This window comes from Longilinea arvoryzae (genome assembly GCF_001050235.1).
Lineage (GTDB): Bacteria > Chloroflexota > Anaerolineae > Anaerolineales > Anaerolineaceae > Longilinea > Longilinea arvoryzae.
In genome coordinates this window covers 1,205,913-1,223,397 of the sequence record NZ_DF967972.1, presented here as the reverse complement: position 1 = coordinate 1,223,397, position 17,485 = coordinate 1,205,913, and the positions used below count along the sequence as shown (strand labels likewise).

Annotated in this window: 17 protein-coding genes; 11 read left to right on the top strand and 6 right to left on the bottom strand. The window is 59.2% G+C overall.

Going from position 1 to position 17,485, the window contains the following annotated elements; translation table 11 throughout:
* The first annotated feature begins 132 nt into the window (after positions 1-132).
* Positions 133-786 carry a GDSL-type esterase/lipase family protein gene (locus LARV_RS05500; RefSeq protein WP_075072687.1) on the top strand — a complete coding sequence of 218 codons (654 nt, stop codon included), beginning with the start codon at positions 133-135 and terminating at the stop codon, positions 784-786.
* Positions 787-1,041: 255 nt separating this feature from the next.
* Positions 1,042-1,740 (top strand): lysophospholipid acyltransferase family protein, encoded by a 699-nt coding sequence (locus LARV_RS05495; RefSeq protein ID WP_075072686.1) that lies wholly within the window; start codon positions 1,042-1,044, stop codon positions 1,738-1,740.
* 86 nt (positions 1,741-1,826) lie between these two features.
* On the opposite strand, the gene LARV_RS05490 is transcribed toward LARV_RS05495, so the two are convergent.
* Together LARV_RS05490 and LARV_RS05485 are read right to left on the bottom strand one after the other, a co-directional pair.
* On the bottom strand, positions 1,827-2,036 hold the full coding sequence (locus LARV_RS05490) for a cold-shock protein (RefSeq protein WP_075072685.1): 210 nt from the start codon (positions 2,034-2,036) through the stop codon (positions 1,827-1,829).
* A 34-nt stretch (positions 2,037-2,070) separates the two neighbouring features.
* The gene (locus tag LARV_RS05485; RefSeq protein WP_075072684.1) at positions 2,071-2,433 is read right to left on the bottom strand and encodes an RNA recognition motif domain-containing protein; all 363 of its coding nucleotides are present in this window, start codon (positions 2,431-2,433) and stop codon (positions 2,071-2,073) included.
* Positions 2,434-2,748: 315 nt separating this feature from the next.
* On the opposite strand from LARV_RS05485, the gene LARV_RS05480 reads away from it, so the two are divergent.
* From LARV_RS05480 to LARV_RS05465, 4 genes are all read left to right on the top strand, one after another.
* Positions 2,749-6,495: an ExeM/NucH family extracellular endonuclease gene (locus LARV_RS05480; RefSeq protein ID WP_075072683.1), complete on the top strand. Its 3,747-nt coding sequence runs from the start codon at positions 2,749-2,751 to the stop codon at positions 6,493-6,495.
* A gap of 59 nt (positions 6,496-6,554) precedes the next feature.
* On the top strand, positions 6,555-7,319 hold the full coding sequence (locus tag LARV_RS05475) for a class I SAM-dependent methyltransferase (protein ID WP_075072682.1): 765 nt from the start codon (positions 6,555-6,557) through the stop codon (positions 7,317-7,319).
* Positions 7,320-7,528: 209 nt separating this feature from the next.
* Positions 7,529-7,942, top strand: coding sequence for a hypothetical protein (locus LARV_RS05470; RefSeq protein WP_075072681.1), 414 nt, complete (start codon positions 7,529-7,531; stop codon positions 7,940-7,942).
* Positions 7,943-8,178: 236 nt separating this feature from the next.
* Positions 8,179-9,357, top strand: coding sequence for an amidohydrolase family protein (locus tag LARV_RS05465; RefSeq protein WP_075072680.1), 1,179 nt, complete (start codon positions 8,179-8,181; stop codon positions 9,355-9,357).
* Between the two features lie 54 nt (positions 9,358-9,411).
* On the opposite strand, the gene LARV_RS05460 is transcribed toward LARV_RS05465, so the two are convergent.
* The 4 genes from LARV_RS05460 to LARV_RS05445 all read right to left on the bottom strand — a co-directional run bounded on the left by LARV_RS05460 (position 9,412) and on the right by LARV_RS05445 (position 12,995).
* A complete protein-coding gene (locus LARV_RS05460; RefSeq protein ID WP_152031718.1) occupies positions 9,412-10,218 on the bottom strand; it encodes a hypothetical protein in 807 nt (268 codons plus the stop codon).
* Positions 10,211-10,840: an RNA polymerase sigma factor gene (locus tag LARV_RS05455; protein WP_075072678.1), complete on the bottom strand. Its 630-nt coding sequence runs from the start codon at positions 10,838-10,840 to the stop codon at positions 10,211-10,213. The genes LARV_RS05460 and LARV_RS05455 overlap by 8 nt, the downstream gene beginning before the upstream one ends.
* A gap of 141 nt (positions 10,841-10,981) precedes the next feature.
* Entirely contained in the window at positions 10,982-12,262 is a 1,281-nt protein-coding gene (locus tag LARV_RS05450; protein WP_152031717.1) for a hypothetical protein, read from the bottom strand.
* Positions 12,263-12,413: 151 nt separating this feature from the next.
* Positions 12,414-12,995, bottom strand: coding sequence for an RNA polymerase sigma factor (locus LARV_RS05445; RefSeq protein ID WP_075072676.1), 582 nt, complete (start codon positions 12,993-12,995; stop codon positions 12,414-12,416).
* Between the two features lie 394 nt (positions 12,996-13,389).
* On the opposite strand from LARV_RS05445, the gene LARV_RS05440 reads away from it, so the two are divergent.
* From LARV_RS05440 to LARV_RS05420, 5 genes are all read left to right on the top strand, one after another.
* Positions 13,390-14,100 carry a PocR ligand-binding domain-containing protein gene (locus tag LARV_RS05440; RefSeq protein ID WP_075072675.1) on the top strand — a complete coding sequence of 237 codons (711 nt, stop codon included), beginning with the start codon at positions 13,390-13,392 and terminating at the stop codon, positions 14,098-14,100.
* A 170-nt stretch (positions 14,101-14,270) separates the two neighbouring features.
* Positions 14,271-15,509 (top strand): type III sulfide quinone reductase, selenoprotein subtype, encoded by a 1,239-nt coding sequence (sqr, locus tag LARV_RS05435; RefSeq protein WP_075072674.1) that lies wholly within the window; start codon positions 14,271-14,273, stop codon positions 15,507-15,509.
* Positions 15,510-15,545: 36 nt separating this feature from the next.
* Positions 15,546-15,854: a TusE/DsrC/DsvC family sulfur relay protein gene (locus LARV_RS05430; RefSeq protein WP_075072673.1), complete on the top strand. Its 309-nt coding sequence runs from the start codon at positions 15,546-15,548 to the stop codon at positions 15,852-15,854.
* A 30-nt stretch (positions 15,855-15,884) separates the two neighbouring features.
* Complete coding sequence (locus LARV_RS05425) at positions 15,885-16,388, top strand: DsrE/DsrF/DrsH-like family protein (RefSeq protein ID WP_075072672.1); 504 nt, start codon at positions 15,885-15,887, stop codon at positions 16,386-16,388.
* A gap of 141 nt (positions 16,389-16,529) precedes the next feature.
* Positions 16,530-17,309, top strand: coding sequence for a MerR family transcriptional regulator (locus LARV_RS05420; protein ID WP_083522341.1), 780 nt, complete (start codon positions 16,530-16,532; stop codon positions 17,307-17,309).
* Positions 17,310-17,485: the final 176 nt, after the last annotated feature.

The window sequence follows — 17,485 nt, the reverse complement described above, 5'->3', positions numbered from 1 at the left end:
GGAATCCCTGAAATGAATAAAGCGATAAAGAATACCGTCTTGTCAGGTATAATCGGGACTAGAAAGGGATAGCCGGTTGCCCGAACGCCTCAATCCGGGTGGTAAAACGGCACAGCCGGTCAGGAAGAAATCATGTGGATTAATGGTCTGGCCATCATTGTCATCGCCAGCCTATTGCTGATGGCCGTCACCCGTCTGGCCGTGGAACGGGTGGCTCACGCGCACCATGCTCAAAAAGTAAGCTTTTTTAACCGCTACCCGGTCAAGCCCGGCGACATCGTCTTCCTGGGCGACAGCATCACCGACGGCTGCCGTTGGGACGAGCTCTTTCCCGGCCTGCCTGTAAAAAACCGCGGCATCAACGCCAATCTGACGACCAATGTATTGTCGCGGATGGACAATATCGTCAGCGGGCATCCGAAAGCCGTCTTCATTCTGATTGGCACCAATGATTTGCCCTGGTTCGAACGCCGCCACGATGAGCAGATCCTCGAAACCTACGAAGCCATCCTGCGCCGTTTGAAAACCGAAACGCCCGAAACCAGCGTCTTCGTCCAATCCATCCTGCCGCGTGAAAAAAGCAAGGCCGTCCGCATCCGGAAGCTGAATGAAGGTCTGAAGGATCTGGCGATGCGCTATGGCTATGTCTACATCGATCTTTTCCCGCACTTCGCCACACCCGAAGGCCAACTGCGTCCCGAGCTGACCAACGACTCGCTGCACCTGCTCTCGGCCGGCTATGCCATCTGGGCTGAGATCCTCAAACCGTATTTACGCGGCCTGTAAGCGACGGGTGCATTCATTGGGAAGCGCTTTAAGGGTTACAAATGCAGATTGAAATCGAACCCCTTTGCGTGCCAAGGGGTTTTGTTAAGTGCAGGGTCATCCAAATGGTCATATTCTTGCACCGCTCTGATTCATGCCATTCCATGACTGACAATATGTCCTGAAGCCGATGTGCTTATTGCCTCAATCCGTTATTCTTACCTTATTGACATCACTGATTCATTCCAGAAGACAATCCAGACGTACAGGAAACTTATGTTATCGGACAAACTGATTTACTACGCATCCTGGCCGGTAGTCCTTTCCTATACCGGTACCATGCTGAAGACCGACGTGCAGAAGCACGCTCAATTTCCTCAGGGCGCCAAGATTATTGCGGCCAACCATCCCACCACCACCGACCCCTTCTTCGTCGCAAGCATGGTTCGCACACAATCTTTTATCATGATCAATGACCTGCTGTTTCAGGTCCCCATCCTGGGTGCGTACCTGCGCCGTTCGGGGCATATCCCGGTCAAGGTCGGCAGCGGCCAGGCGGCCATCGATGCTGCGTTGGAACACCTGGCTGCCGGACAGACCATCATCATCTTTCCCGAAGGCGCGCTCAGCCCGGAAAGCGGCGGATTCTATCCGGCACGCACGGGTGTAGCCCGCCTGGCATTGGCCAGCGGAGCCCCCGTCATCCCGGTAGGCATTCACCTCAATTGGGACAAGATCCACACCATCCGTTCCACCGTGCGTGGCCAGGTGGAATACGGGCGCTGGTACCTGCGCGGGCCTTACAATGTCACATTTGGCGAACCGCTGTACTATCGGGGCGATGTGGAAGACCGCCAGTACGTGCGCATTGTGGCCGACTCGGTGATGCACCATATCATCGAGCTGTCGCACGAGAGCCAGGAACGCATGAACCAGGCTCCCGGCGCTCTGCCCGGCACGATTACAGCCGCGTAAGATCGCTTGAATTTCGAACCTCACTGAACAAAAAAACCTCTCCGTTTCCGGAGAGGTTTTTGATTTCAGCGTTTGAGAGTTGATCGCTACATTGCGATGACGTTGGTTGCCTGCGGGCCCTTGGGACCCTGTTCGATCGAGAACTCGACCTTTTGGCCTTCCTTCAGCGTGCGGAAGCCTTCACTTTGAATGGCGGTGTGGTGGACAAAAACGTCTGGGCCATTTTCCTGGGCAATGAAACCGTAACCCTTTTCGTTATTGAACCACTTCACCGTACCAATGATGCGTTCAGCCATTTCTAGAAACTCCTTGATTTATTGACGATCCAATTTAGAACCGGCGGCCGCCAGAGCCACCGCGCCGGTCACGATCACCACCACCGCGATTGCCATAGCCGCCACCGCGATTGCCGTAACCACCACCGCGATTGCCGAAACCAGTTTCTTCCTTGGGGCGAGCGGGATTGACCTTGAGCTCGCGGTTGGCCAGGGAATAACCGTTGAACATCTTGATGGCGTTTTCGGCCTCTTGCTGGCTGCTCATGGTAACGAAGGCAAAGCCCTTCGAGCTGCCGGTGTCGCGGTCCTTGATGAGGGCGGCATCGACCACCGTGCCAGCCTGAGCGAACAATGCCTTGATTTCTTCTTCCGTGGTGGAGAAGGCCAGATTGCCGACGTACAGTTTAACTTCCATTGTCCTTTGTTCCTTTGAACACTTCTGGCGTTTCAGCCAGAGAAAAAAATTGCCGCTTCCCCGAACAGGGCTGGCGGCAAACGCTGACAAACCTTCGTTGAACAATATTCAGTATAACACGAATTTTATTAGAATCAAATAGGAATTATCCATTTTTGATCCTCCTGTCTTGACTGAGATTTCTACTTTCGCTAGAATGAAACTATTCCTATTTAAAATATCCTTATTGATCACCCAATAACCGGTGCCCAATCGGACATTGCAACCTCACCGGATCGATTTCCATTCGAAGACTGAAACCGACGAGGAGGGAGTATGATAAACAGACCAGGTCTGCGAATCGTCCTGATTGCGGTGCTGGCCGCCGCGTTTGCGTTTACAGGATATCCGTTCCAACCGCACGCGGCGCAGGCTGCCCCGGCGAATATTGTCATCAGCCAGGTTTACGGCGGCGGCGGAAACAGCGGCGGAATCTACACCAATGATTTTGTCGAATTGTACAACCGTGGATCTTCATCCGTATCCCTGGCAGGCTGGTCCATTCAATACACCAGCGCCACAGGAACGGGCAATTTTGGCGCAAATACAGGTTTACTCACCCCCCTCTCGGGAACGCTGGATCCCGGCCACTACTTCTTGATTCAAGAAGCCGCCGGCAGCAATATCCAATTACCGCTCCCGACGCCCAACATAACCGACTCTACACCCATCAACATGAGCGGAACGGGCGGAAAAGTCGCCCTGGTCAACACCACCACCCCGCTGGGATGCAACGGCAGCACTACGCCCTGTTCGGCCGCGGCGCTGGCGACCCTTGTCGACCTCGTGGGCTGGGACGGGGCGAACTTCTATGAAGGTTCCGGCCCGGCGCCGGCAACCACCAACTCAACCGCCGTTCTGCGCAAGCTGGACGGCGCGCAGGACACGGATAACAACTCGGCGGACTTCATTTCAGGCGCGCCCAACCCGCGCAACACGCTTCCGCCGGACGCGGCTCCGCAGGTCGTCAGCACCGTCCCGGCGGACGGCGCGGCCTTCGTGCCCTACGACAGCAACGTAACCATCAACTTCAGCGAGGCGGTCAACGTCAGCGGCGCCTGGTTCAACCTGACCTGCACCCTGAGCGGCAGTCATACCGCGAGCGTCAGCGGCGGTCCGGTCACATTTACGCTGGATCCCGGCGCTGACTTTGTGGCCGGAGAAGCCTGCACGTTGACGGTGAACAAGGATCTGGTCAGCGATCAGGACAGCAACGATCCGCCGGATACGATGACCGTCTCGTTCAGCATCGGTTTCTCGACCGGCAGCACCTGTCTGCTGGGCTACACACCCATCTATACCATCCAGGGCAGTGGCCTGACCACCCCCATTCCCGGGACGGTCACCACCCAGGGCGTGGTGGTGGGCGATTTCGAAGGTCCCAGCCCGGCGCTGCGCGGCTTCTACCTGCAGGATGCCGCCGGCGACGGTAATTTGCTGACCTCGGACGGCATTTTCGTGTTCAACGGCAACAACGACAGTGTTTCCCTGGGCGATGTGGTGCGCGTGACCGGCACCGCCGAGGAATACCAGGACCAGACGGAAATCGGCAGTGTAACCTCGATCGTCAACTGCGGAGTTGGCTCGGTTGCGCCGCTGGATGTGACCCTGCCCTTCGCCTCGGCCACTGCGGCTGAAAGTGCCGAGGGCATGCTGGTGCGCCTGCAGCAGACGTTGTTTGTCACCGAGCATTACCAGTTGGGGCGCTTCGGCGAGGTGCTGCTCTCCTCGGGCGCGCGCCTGCAGCAGCCCACCAACGTCGTTTCTCCGGGCGCGCCGGCGTTGGCCCTGCAAACCGCCAACAATCTGAACCAGATTCTGATCGATGATTCGACCCAGAATCAGAATCCCGATCCGATCCTTTTCGGGCGGGGTGGAATGCCGCTTTCGGCCTCCAACACGCTGCGCGGCGGTGATACGGCCACGGGCATTGTGGGCGTGATGACCTACACCTGGGGCGGCAACTCCGCCAGCCCCAACGCCTACCGCGTCCGCCCATTGAACGCCCTGGACGGGTACATCGACTTCCAGCCGGCCAACGAACGCCCCGCCGGCGCGCCAGCCCTCACTGGGCGGTTGCGCGTGGTGGGCATGAACCTGCTCAACTATTTCAATACCTTCGGCGTCGGAGCATGTACGCTGGGTGTGGGCGGCGGGCCGACCGACTGCCGCGGCGCGGATGATCTGGTCGAATTCGACCGCCAGTGGCCGAAGACGGTGGCCGCCATCCTCGGCACGCAGGCCGACGTGATCGGCGTCATCGAGATGGAAAATGACGGCTACGGTTCGGATAGCGCCATCCAGGATTTAGTGAACAAGCTCAACACCGTCGCCGGTCCGGACGTCTATGCCTTCATCGACGTGGACACGCTCACCGGCCAGATCAACGCGTTGGGCGTGGACGCCATCAAGGTCGGGCTGCTCTACAAACCCGAGCGCGTCACGCCGGTCGGCGTTACGGCCGCCCTGAACACGCCGGCGTTTGTCACCGGCGGCGATTCGGCCGACCGCAACCGCCCGGCGCTGGCCCAGGCCTTCGAAGAGGTCGGCACCGGGGCGCGCTTTGTGGTCAGCGTCAATCATCTAAAAAGCAAGGGCAGCGCCTGCGACGCGCCCGATCTGGGCGACGGGCAGGGCAACTGCAACAGCGTGCGCACCAACGCCGCCAACCTGCAGGCGGCCTGGCTGGCGGGCGATCCGACCGGCACGGGCGATACGGATGCCCTCATCATCGGCGACCTGAACTCGTATGCCATGGAAGACCCGATCGTCGCCTTGCAGAACGCCGGCTACACCAACCTGATTTACCAGTTCATCGGCCCGGACGCCTACTCATACGTCTTCGACGGCCAGTGGGGTTACCTCGATCACGCCCTGGCCAATACCAGTTTGGCCGGACAAATCAGTGGGGTAGCCGAATGGCACATCGACGCCGACGAGCCCTCGGTGCTGGATTACAACACCAACTTCAAGTCCCCCGGGCAGATCGTCTCGCTGTATGCGCCGGATGAATTCCGCATTGGCGACCACGATCCGGTACTGATCGATTTGACACTGACGACGCCCACCGCGGATGCCGGTGGTCCGTACACAGGCGATGAAGGCCAGAGTGTCGCGCTGAGCGCCACGGGGGCGGACCCCAACGGCGGGACGGTCAGCTTCGCCTGGGACCTGGATAACGACGGTGTGTTCGAGACGCCCGGCCAGAATGTGACCTTCCAGGCGGTGGACGGAACCTTCGATTACCCGGTGGCCGTGCGGGTAACCGAGTCGGACGGGGCTTACGCGATATCGAGCGCCAGCGTGCAAGTCTTGAACGTGGCGCCCACCCTCGGCGAGATCAGCGCGCCGCTCGATCCGGTCCAGGTCAACCAGCCGGTGGATGCCAGCGCCGACTTCACGGATCCCGGCGTGCTGGATACGCATACTGCGGTATGGGATTGGGGCGACGGGACGACCGCCGCGGGAACGGTGACCGAAACCGACGGCAGCGGTTCCGTGGCTGACAGCCACACCTACACCACGCCCGGCGTCTACCGGGTCGGCCTGACCGTCACGGACAAGGACGGCGGGTCGGCCGAGAGCTTCTTCGAATACGTGGTCATCTACGATCCGAACGGCGGCTTCGTCTCCGGCGGCGGATGGATCGATTCGCCGGCCGGCGCCTATCTGGCGGATCCCGGTCTGAGCGGCAAGGCCACCTTCGGTTTCGTCTCCAGATACAAGAAGGGCGCGACCGTGCCGGAAGGCAACACCGAGTTCCAGTTCCACGCAGCCGGGTTGAACTTCAAGAGCAGCAGCTATGATTGGCTGGTGGTGGCCGGCAGCAAAGCCCAGTTCAAGGGCGTCGGAACGATCGACAGCGAAGGGGAATACTTCTTTATGATCAGCGCCGAGGATAGCGCCCCGGACACCTTCCGCATCAAGATCTGGACGCTGGATGGCAGCGGCGGCGAGCAAATCGTCTATGACAACGGCTCGCAGCAGGCCATCGGCGGCGGCAGTGTGATTGTGCACAAGTAACCACCGTTTCCGTTCAAGCGCGGGCAGGGAAACTTGTCCGCGCTTGATATAATCATCGCATGGATACCGTCTCATACAACCGCTCGGCCTGGGATAAACAGGTCGAAAAACAGAATATGTGGACCATCCCCGTAACCAGCGAGCAGGTTCAGGCCGCCCGCCGGGGGAACTGGCAAATCGTTCTCACGCCCACCAAGCCCGTGCCCGCCGGGTGGTTCCCTTCACCCCTGACCGGCCACGACGTGCTGTGCCTGGCCTCCGGCGGCGGGCAGCAGGGACCCATCCTGGCCGCGGCCGGCGCCAATGTGACCGTCTTCGATAACTCCCCGCGCCAGTTGGCTCAGGACCGCCTGGTGGCCGAGCGCGACGGCCTGATCCTGCGCACGGTGCAGGGCGACATGGCCGACCTGTCCGCCTTCGCCGACGGTTCGTTCGATTTGATCATCAACCCGGTCTCCACCTGTTTCGTCGAGGACGTGCTGCCGGTGTGGCGCGAGTGCGCCCGCGTGCTGCGAGCGGGCGGCGCGCTGTTGATGGGCTTCAATCAGCCGCACACCTACTGTCTCGATGAAAAAGACGGCCTCTGGTTCCTGCGCTTCGCGCTGCCCTATTCCGACCTGGGCAGCCTTACGCCTCAGGAACGCGCCGCGCGGTTGGGCCCGGACGATCCGCTCGAATTCAGCCACACTTTCACCGATTTTCTGGCCGGGCAGATGGCCGCCGGCCTGGCGCTGGTGGACCTGTATGAGGATGTCTTTCCGGACGACCCGATTAACAAATTCATGCCGCAGTTCATGGCCACCAGGGCCGTCAAGTTGACCTGAAATTGACACACACAGAACCGAACGGGTCCTGTGTGTGATTTCAGAAATAATTTCGATCGTTAAGTCCGGACATGGGTTCGAAGAGAACCCGATCCTTTATTCACCTGTTAATGCAAATTATACTAAAAATTAACAACTTCTTAATCACCCGGGATTAAGATGTGTCTTGTTCGATATTAACCATCCCTGCAGACAAAAAGGTCTTCCTTATGTTCAGTTCAATATCGGGTAATCAGCCTTCAGCATCGCGAATTCAGCCTCAATTTACCGTTCCGGCCCTCACGCAAGATGAGCGATTAAAACTGGCCGAGATTCTGTTCAAATACGACCCGTTCAACCTGACGGCAGCGGACGCCAGAACCCTCCGGAAGGAGATGAGTCGGGCCGGCATCTGGCCTTCGCGGGCGGTCGAGCAAACGCTCGAGAATATCGGTTACCACGTGAACCGCCCCCAGCCGAAAAAGCCCGTCCGTACGCCCGCTAAATCCGGCGACACCGCGCTCATCGCACAGGCGTTGGCGCCGCTGCAGGCTGTCGTCCGCAATTACAACCTCGCCAATATGAGTCCGGCGGATGAAATATCCTTTTACAACCGCCTGCGGGAGGCCGGATTGACGAAATAGTCCCTGGATGACGATCCAAACAATTCAGATTTCAATTCAAATTGCCCCGGATTTTTGCGGGGCAATTTTCGTTGATCCAGGCGAAAGGCTCGGTGAATGGATGCGGGCGTTTACCAGACCGGTTGTAAAAGACTGGCCACCTTTCGAGTAAATCCTGCCATGATCTGTCTCTATAATCAAATTGGATTTCATTTTCACGATATCAACCTGAAAACATCTTCTCGAATGCCAAACCGATGAGACATAAAACAACCCTTTTTCTTCTTATCCTCTGCATCCTGTCCATCCTGTTTTCCTCCTGCGCGCCACAACCGTCCGCCCCGGCCGAACCGGTGACAGCGCTGATCCATGCCAGGCTGATCGATGGCACGGGCGCGGCGCCCCTGGAAGATGCCGTGGTGTTGGTGAGCGCTGACCGCATCCTGGCGGCCGGGCCGGCAGATCATGTGAATATCCCCGCCGGAGCGACCGTGATCGACCTGCAGGGCGCAACGCTGCTGCCAGGGCTGATCAACGCGCACGTGCATACCGGCTTCGACGAAGAAAAGCTGGCCGCCTGGGCGCAGGCCGGCGTGACCACCGTGCGTGACATGGGCAACAGCGGCAGCACGGCCAGCATGGAAGCCAACTACGCGCATAAGGCCGCGATCAACGCCCGGCCGGAGTTGGCCCGCCTGGTGGCCTCGACGCCGATTATTTCGCCGCCGCAGGGTTACGGCGAACTGACGGTATCCTCGACGCAGGACGCGGTCGAAAAGGTCAACGCAGCGCTCGACCTGGGCGCCGACCTGGTGAAGATCGCCTTCGAGGATTACCGCCCGCCCAGCACCCGTTGGCCACTGCTGCCGCTGGATCAGGCGCAGGCCATCGTGGAGGCCGGGCACCAACGCGGCGTGCGCACCAGCGCCCACATCACCTGGGCAAAGTACGCCCAAACCTGCCTGGACGCCGGCGTGGATGAGATTGCTCACATGCCGATGGACCCACTGGACGACGCCGTCATCGCGCAGGCGGTCGAACAGGGCGTGATGTGGATCCCCACCCTCGAACTGTGGGACAGGGTCGGTCAGGGCACACTGCCCAGCGCCATCGAAAACACACGCCGCTTCGTCGCAGCCGGCGGGCAGGTGGCGCTGGGCACCGATTACGGCGGCTACCCGGGTGCGTTCGACCTGGGGCTGCCGGTCACCGAGCTGCAGCGCATGCAGGAGGCCGGCCTGTCGCCGATGCAGGTGATCGTCTCAGCCACGCGCAACGGCGCCGTCGCCTGCGGGTTGGAGAATCAATTGGGCACCATCGAAGCCGGGAAAATCGCCGACCTGCTGGCCGTGAGCGGCGACCCGAGCGAAGACCTCACTGCGCTGCAAAACGTCCGGCTGGTGATGCACAACGGCGTCGTCATCCGCGGAGAGTGAAACTAAAAAAAGGCGCAGCCGAAGCTGCGCCTGATTTTTCTCCCGCGGCGGGCGCTATTGCAGGCTCTCCGCGATTTCGATCAAATCTTCCAGGCTGAGCCCGTCGGGCGGCCCCATGAAACCCAGCTCGAACGCCATGCCATTGGCCTGCCAGCGCAATGTTTTCATGTAAGGGTCCGATTCCCAGATGGGTCCCTGGTCGGTCAGCTTCCAGACCCCCTCGACGTATTCCCCAGCGTTGCCCAGGATCGAAACTGTCTGCACCTCCGCGCTGGCGCCGACCATCTCGCACAGTTCACAGTCTTCTGACACCGGGATGGGTTGCTGGCGAAGCGCCAGGCCATTCGTATTCGTTTCAACGTACTGGTAGAAGATGCGCACAATGGACTTGTCTTCCTCGAGTGTTGCGCCGACGAACTGAAGTGAATCCGGAATCCAGGACGGCACCAGCACATCGAAACCCGCAATTTGCTCCACTTCCTGGACACTCGCGGTTGCGTCGAGGATAGAGGCCGGGTCAGGGGTTGATGTGCCAGGAGTGGGCGCCGGCGTCAATTGCCAATCCTGGAGGGGTAACTGGTCGCTTTCCGCGCGGGTAAAGAACTGCAGCGCTTCCTGCGCCAGCGCCCGCCCCTGCGGTGTGAGGGCGAAAAATGCTGCGAACAGAAGCACAACCAGTGCGATCGCGGCTGCCAGCCGCAGGCTGAATTTTCGACGAGTGTTCATTCGAGTTCCTCTCGTTTCTGCGAATTCACCCGTCTGAAGTCGGGATTGGAGGGCCGGCCACAGGTCGATCGCTGCGCCGGGCGCCTTATGCTCGGAAAGATCCCTGAGAATGGATCGGATTTGACTTTCATTCATGGTCGACCTCTTGTTGTTCGGTCTTTTCCCCATCCTTCGGCTGCAGCAGGGTCCGCAACCGCTGCCGGGCGCTGTACAGCCACCATTTGACGGTCGTGAGCGGCCGGTTCAAATCGCGCACCATTTCGCTTTCGGTTTCATCCAGGAAGTAACGCAGCACCACTGCCGCGCGCTGCGAGGGCGCCAGGCGCCCCAGCGCCTGCCAGATCCTCTCGCGCGTTTCGGCCGTCTCAGCCAGCGACTCCGGGCCGAGCGCCGGATCGATCAGCCATTCGGCTGCCCGGCGCCCGTCCCCGGACTCTTCCAACGCCGAGAAGCGTTGCCGGCGCCGGGCGGCCTTGAGCGCGGCGTTGATCACGATCCGCATCAACCAGGGCCGGAACGGCCGCCGTTCATTGAACTGGTCGATCTTCCGGTAGGCCTGAAGGAACGCCTCCTGGGCGATGTCCTGGGCCAACGCCGGATCGCGCACGATCAGTAGGGCGGCGTGGACCGCTTCGACTTGATAGCGCTGGACGAGCGCTTCCAATCCATCGATATTCCCTTGCTTCAGACGAGCGATAGCGGGTAGGTCAAAGGCCAGTTCCGGACCATCCGGAGCCGGTGGGTCAGTATGAGCCATGGCTTGAATGCCTCAGGAAAGGTATTCTGAATTTCTCAATGAGAGGATCCTCTATATTTATTATCCTTTGAGATCGGAAAAAGATAGGCAAAAGGGGCGCGAGAGATCTCGCGCCCCCCAGGATCGAAATCCAAGCGAAAATCAGCGCAGGCTTTCGGCGATCGCAATCAGATCTTCCTGCGTCAGCCGGGCGCCGCTCGAACCGGAAAACCGCAGGGAGAACATCCAGTCTTCTGTCGTCCAGTCCAGGCTGATCTCGCCATATTCGTCCGTCCAGGCCGGCGTGGAAGTCGGCTGGCCCTCCACATACAAACCGGTGGAAAGGCTTCCACGATAGATCGTGCCAGGGTAGCCATTGACCTCGACGATTTGAATGGCTTCCGCCGGGTAGCCGGTATCGGACGCCGCAGCGTTTGGGGTTACTTCCCCGGTCAGCGGGCGCTGGTAGACGATCAGCACCGGGCCGTTGGAACGGATCAGATCGGCGCCGAAACTGCCGTAGAAGAGCATGACGCTGCGCGAGGATGGTTCGAAGCGCGCGTGACTGAAGGACAGGCCCTCGGGCAACACGGCGGGCTCCAGTACATCGTAGCCGGTGGCTGTTTCCAACCCGGCGACGTCAGTAAAGGCCTGCTCCCAACCCATCCCGGGGGTGGGTGTGGCGGCGTTTTTCACCGGGCACGCTTCGCCGGTTTTGCACTGTCTCAGACTACGCGCCACCGCCAGCATTTCGTCGCGCTCGAGATAAGCCGGGGAGAAGGACTCGTTCAACACGAATTGAATATCGATGGTGACATCTTCCATTTGCCAGCGGAGCGTGTAGATTTCAGAACGATCTTCCCAGTAAGCCTGGTCGGATCCGGCCGGGGTAAACCACATTCCCCGGACAAACTCGGCGCTGGTAGCGCCTATCGAAATCGTTTCGACCGCTGCGTCGGCGCCCACCTCGAATGGAGGCAGATGCTTCCCCTGGGTGATCGAAAAGAACTCGCCGGTCGCGGCTTTGGGAGAGGCGTACAGCAAGGTCACGGCCTGTTGCTGCGAATCGTACTGAATACGGATCAGGCGGTAGTCGCGCGGCAGCTCCAGCGGTTCGTACAGGTCGAACCCGATTGCGGCCTCGGCTTCCAACAGCGTCATATCCTGCATGACGCCGGCCTGTGAATGGAGCGTCGGCGTAATCGTCGGCGTTGGCGTAACGATCTCACCCGCCGGGTGCAGCGCCAGCGCGTGGGTGGGCGCCGGGGTGCGGGTCGGCGCGGGCGGGGCGATCTGGTCGGTGGGCACAGGCAGGGTATTGCCCTGTGCGCGGGTGAAGAACTGCATCAACGCGTCCGCCAGCACCTTCCCGGCCGGGGTCGCCAGCAGGATGACGGACAGCAGCATAACGGCTGCAACGAAGGCGAATCGCTGTTTTTTCATCCAGGCGCTTCGATACTCCCCGGTGTTTGACGCCCATGGGGCCCGCCTCATGCACTGGTGATATCGTTCACCCGGCTGGGGACGGATCGAACGAAGCAGCTCTTCGATTTCTTCGATTTTGATTTTCTTGATCGGCAGATCAGACATCAGCTTACTCCTTGCCATCCGGCCATTCCTGCTGCAATCGCGCCAGGGCGCGGTGAATGCCGACCGAAACCGTGTTTTCCGGCATTCCCAGGTATTCCCCGATCTGGCCGATGCGCCAGTCGAGCAGGTAACGCAGCGCCAACATTTCCCGTTGTTTGCCGGGTAAACAGCGCAACAACTTCCAGAGTGTGGCGGTTTGTTCGCCCATCAACACCAGGTTTTCCGGCGGCGTTCCTAACTGCGGCAGGTCGTCCGGCGGGTCTTCGGCTGTCTGGATGCGTGCCCGCCCGCGGCGGTAGCCGTCGATCACCAGGCGGCGCGCGATGCGCAGCAGCCAGCCGGTGACGGAGCCGTCCGGTTCGCCCCGGAAAGTTCGGCGCGCCTTCCAGGCGCGCATGAAAGTCTCGGCGGTCAGGTCTTCGATATCTTCCGCCGGTCCCCCATGCAACCCGTAGAGATAGCGGTAGACCGAAAGGTAATCGCGCTCGTACAGGTCGCTGAACGCTTCGGGATTGAGCAGGGGGGATTCTTGCTCCTTACCGTGCATCCATTGCGTCAAGCCTTGAAAAAAGCTGGCATCTTTCAATACATGTTCCTCCATGCTTTCAAAACGAGGCTGGTTTTCAATGGAGTAAACGCAAAAAAAAGAAAAATCTGACAGAAAACAGGTAAAGAAACGGAAAAGAATTTATTTACGTTTCATTATAACGATGAAGATCCGAACTATTTTAAAAAGCCTGCGGGGAAGGGGGACGAACTGGGCACGGTCGAGGCCAACAAGATCGCCGATCAACAAATCGATCTCTGCTTTCGAGCATTCCCCATCATTCCTCATCACTCTTCACTCTTCATGAATACCGAATACCGATTTTTTATCAAGGCTTCTTTCCTCCAATATGTGACATTTGTCACTATTGTCATTTTTCCTGTGCGCCGTTATTATATCAACGTATAAAACGTTATATCAACTTATAACAACTATGACTAACTTACTCACCACCCGCCAGGTTCAGGATCTTCTCAAGGTCGACCGCATCACGGTCTACCGAATGCTCAACGACGGGCGCCTCAAGGGCGTCAAGATCGGGCAGCAGTGGCGCTTCCCCTCCAGCGAGGTCGAGCGCCTGTTGAGTGGCGCCCCCGGCCCAACTGCCGACACGCCGGTGCGCGCCTTCCCCACCCACTGCGTGCAGACCATCCAATCCCTCTTCTCGGCCATCGGCCAGGTCGGCGCGCTGGTGATCGACAACCAGGGCAAGCCGCTGACCGAACCCAGCACGCCGTGCAGCTTCTGCGCGCTGGTCCAATCCACACCCCAGGGACGGACCGCCTGCGGCCAATCCTGGCAGCAGTTCAGCGTGGCCGGTGAAGGCGAAATGCTCACCTGCCACGCCGGTCTGCAATACAGCCGCGCGCCCATCCTCGACAACAGCGAACGCATCGGCTGGTTCCTGGCCGGGCCTTTCCAGCCCGCTCCCGGCGCCGACCCGGTGACCCTGGCGGCGGACAACGATATCCGTCTGGCCGAACTCCGCGAAGCGGCGGCTGAGCTGCCCGCTTCAGCCAATAAAGCCCACATGCGCGCCTGGCCGCAGCAGGCCAGCGCCGCCATCCAGGCCATCCTCAACGAGCGCTCCGGCCTGATGCAACGTTTGAAGAACATCGCCGAAATTTCCCAACTGGAGAGTTGAGAAAGATGGGTGACCACGAATGACACGAAACACACGAAAACAAGATGATTTGAAATGAAGATTGCCTTTATGAATAGATATCCGAGAAACAGGATGCTCTTCTTTCGTGGCTTTCGTACGTTTCATGGTTCATCAGAACTCATGAAAAGGTCTTTAACTGAGGTGAGGATATGAAAACACTCCTGATTTTGGGCGCCGGCACCGCCGGTACGATGATCGCCCGCAAGATGGTCAACAAACTCGACTCGCGAGATTGGAAAGTGATCGTGGTCGACAAGGACCAGCAGCATTACTACCAACCCGGGTTCCTGTTTATCCCATTCGGCATTTACAAGCCCGAAGCGGTGGTGCGCCCCAAGAAGAACTACCTGCCGCGCAATGTCGAATTCGTCCTGGCGGACGTCGAACAGATCCAACCCCAGGAAAACCGTGTGACCCTGGCCGGCGGGCGCGTCATTAACTACGACTTCCTGGTCATCGCCACCGGCACCGATATCGCCCCCGAACAGACCGAAGGCCTGCTGGGCGGCGGCTGGCGCCAGAACATCTTCGATTTCTACACCTACGACGGCGCGGTGGCGCTCTCCAAAGCGCTCAAGAACTTCAACGGCGGGCGTCTGGTGATGCACATCAGCGAAATGCCCATCAAATGCCCGGTTGCGCCGCTGGAATTCATCTTCCTGGCGGATTGGTATCTCAAGCAGCGCGGCATTCGCAACAAAACCGAGCTGGTTTACGCCACCCCGCTGCCGGGCGCCTTCACCAAACCGGTGGCCGCGGCCGCGCTGGGCGACATGCTGACCAAGAAGGGCATCCACGTCGAACCGGAATTCAATATCATGGAAGTCGATTCCGGCGCCAACCTCATCCGCTCGTACGACGAACGCGAGATCCCCTACGATCTGCTGGTGACCGTGCCGGTCAACATGGGCGCCAAGATGATCCAGCGCTCAGGCCTGGGCGACGACCTGAATTACGTGCCCACCAACAAGCACACCCTGCAGTCCGACCGCTTCGAAAACATCTTTGCCATGGGCGACGCAGCCAACATCCCCGCCTCCAAAGCCGGGTCGGTCATCCACTTCCAGATGGAGACCGTGGTCGAAAACCTGCTGGCGGCCATCCAGGGCAAGCCCCTGCACGCCGAATTCGATGGCCACGCCATTTGCTTCGTCGAAACCGGCTTCAGCAAAGCCTTCCTGATCGACTTCAGCTACGACGTCCAACCGCTGCCGGGCAAATACCCCGTGCCAGGGGTGGGCCCCATGACCCTGCTGCGCGAATCGGGTTTGAACCACCTCGGGAAGTTGGGCTTCTATTACATGTACTGGGACCTGATGATGAAGGGGATCGACGTCCCCCTGCCGAGCAAATTCTCGATTGCCGGTAAAGACCGCTCACTCGCTTAATCAGACCTTTTTATAACCATCAAGGAGGTAGTAACCATGTCTGAATTACTTGCTGCTATCAAGTTCAACGCCGAAGGCTATATGACCGACCCCAATCAGTGGACGCGTGAAATCGCCGAAGTCCTGGCCAAACAGGAAGGCATCGACACGCTGACACCCGAACATTGGAAGATCATCGATTTCTGCCGCCAGACCGGTCTGGCGACCGGCAAATCGCCCACCCTGCGCCAGATCACCAACGGCACGGGCATTTCCACCAAGGACCTGTTCGCGCTCTTCCCCAAGGGCCCGGCCAAGAAGGTCGCCAAGATCGCCGGCCTGGGCAAACCCGAAGGCTGTGTCTAATCCTTTATATCCGAATTGGAGCATCAATCTATGGAAACTGAAAATCGCAAGGTCGCGTTTATTTGTTCCAAGGGTGATCTGGACATGGCCTACCCGGCGCTGGTGATGGGCTGGGCCGCGCTTGGCAACGGCATCGATGTGACCATCTTCTTCACCTTCTGGGGCATGGATATCATCACCAAGGACCGCCAGAAACACCTGGAAATGTCCCCAATCTCGAAAACCAGCATGAAGATGCGCATGATGGGCCTGCCCACCGGAACGCTCGGCATTCCGAACCTGCTGAGCATCATCCCGGGCATGACCGCCTTCACCTCCTGGTTCATGAAGAAGAAAATGGCCAAAATCAACGTCCCGCCGGTGGACGAATACCTGCAGATGCTGGTCGATGCCGGCGCGCACCTGTATGCCTGCAAGATGTCGGTGGATATGTTCGACTTGAAGAAGGAAGATTTCGTGGACGGCGTCGAGGATATCGTCACCGCCGGCGACTTCATGGATATGACCGAAGGCGCACAGATTATCTTCATTTAGAGCGCCGTTATCGGCTCCGCCGGATCTGAAATGACACTTTGGCCCCTGAAGACACTGCCCCGTCTTCAGGGGTTTTTCCTTTTCCGCATTCTCTTCTTCCCTTGACTCTGACGTAACGTTATCGTGTAAACTAACCCCATCATGAAAATGCGCGCAGATACCTATACCATCCGACAGCTCGCCAACCTGGCCGGCATCAGCGTCCGGACGCTGCATCACTACGACCAGATCGGCCTGTTGAAACCCGAGCAGCGCTCTCCCGCCGGTTACCGCATCTACCGGCATGTCGACCTTCTGCGCCTGCAGCAGATCCTTTTCTACCGCGAACTGGATGTGCCGCTGGCTGAAATCCAGGCCCTGCTCGACCGGCCGGATTTCGACCCGGTCCGCGCGCTGCGCGATCACCGCGAAAAGCTGCGGGAGAAGGCCGCCCGTCTGGAGCGCCTGATTGAAACCATCGATAAAACCCTGGCACAGTCCACGAAGGGAACCGAAATCATGAAAGACGAAGAACTATATAAAGGCTTTGCCCCCGAACAGGCCAAGCGCTACCGCCGCGAAGCCGCCCAGGCCTACGGCGAAGAGACCGTCAAATCCAGCGAAGATCGCATTCGCGGTTGGGGCGCGGAGAAATGGGAGAGCGTAAAGGGCGAGATGGGCGCTGTGACCCTGGCCATCTCCGAGTTAATGGATCGCGATCCCGGCGATGCCGAAGTCCAGACGCTGGTGGCGCGCCATCATGCCTGGATCGAGAAATTCTACCCGGCTCCGGCTGAAGTCTACGGCGGGTTGGCCCAGCTCTACACCGACCATCCCGAGTTCCGCGCCTTCTACGAAAAGATCCGCCCCGGCCTGGCCGAATACCTGCGCGCCGCCATGGAATATTACTGCGCGCATGCTCTTGCCGTCCAAGCCGGTTGAGCCGGCCTTGCAATTTGGAGATTTGCGACTTTTGATCCCTTGACACGTCCCCGAAAGGCAGGTATTATCGGGGCCATGTTGATTGTCCAGACTTCCGCTTACACGAACATGCATGCATGGTTGATGCGCAGGCGATGGGTTTCGTCGCCGGCCCTGTGTGAGCGTGTCTGACCGGT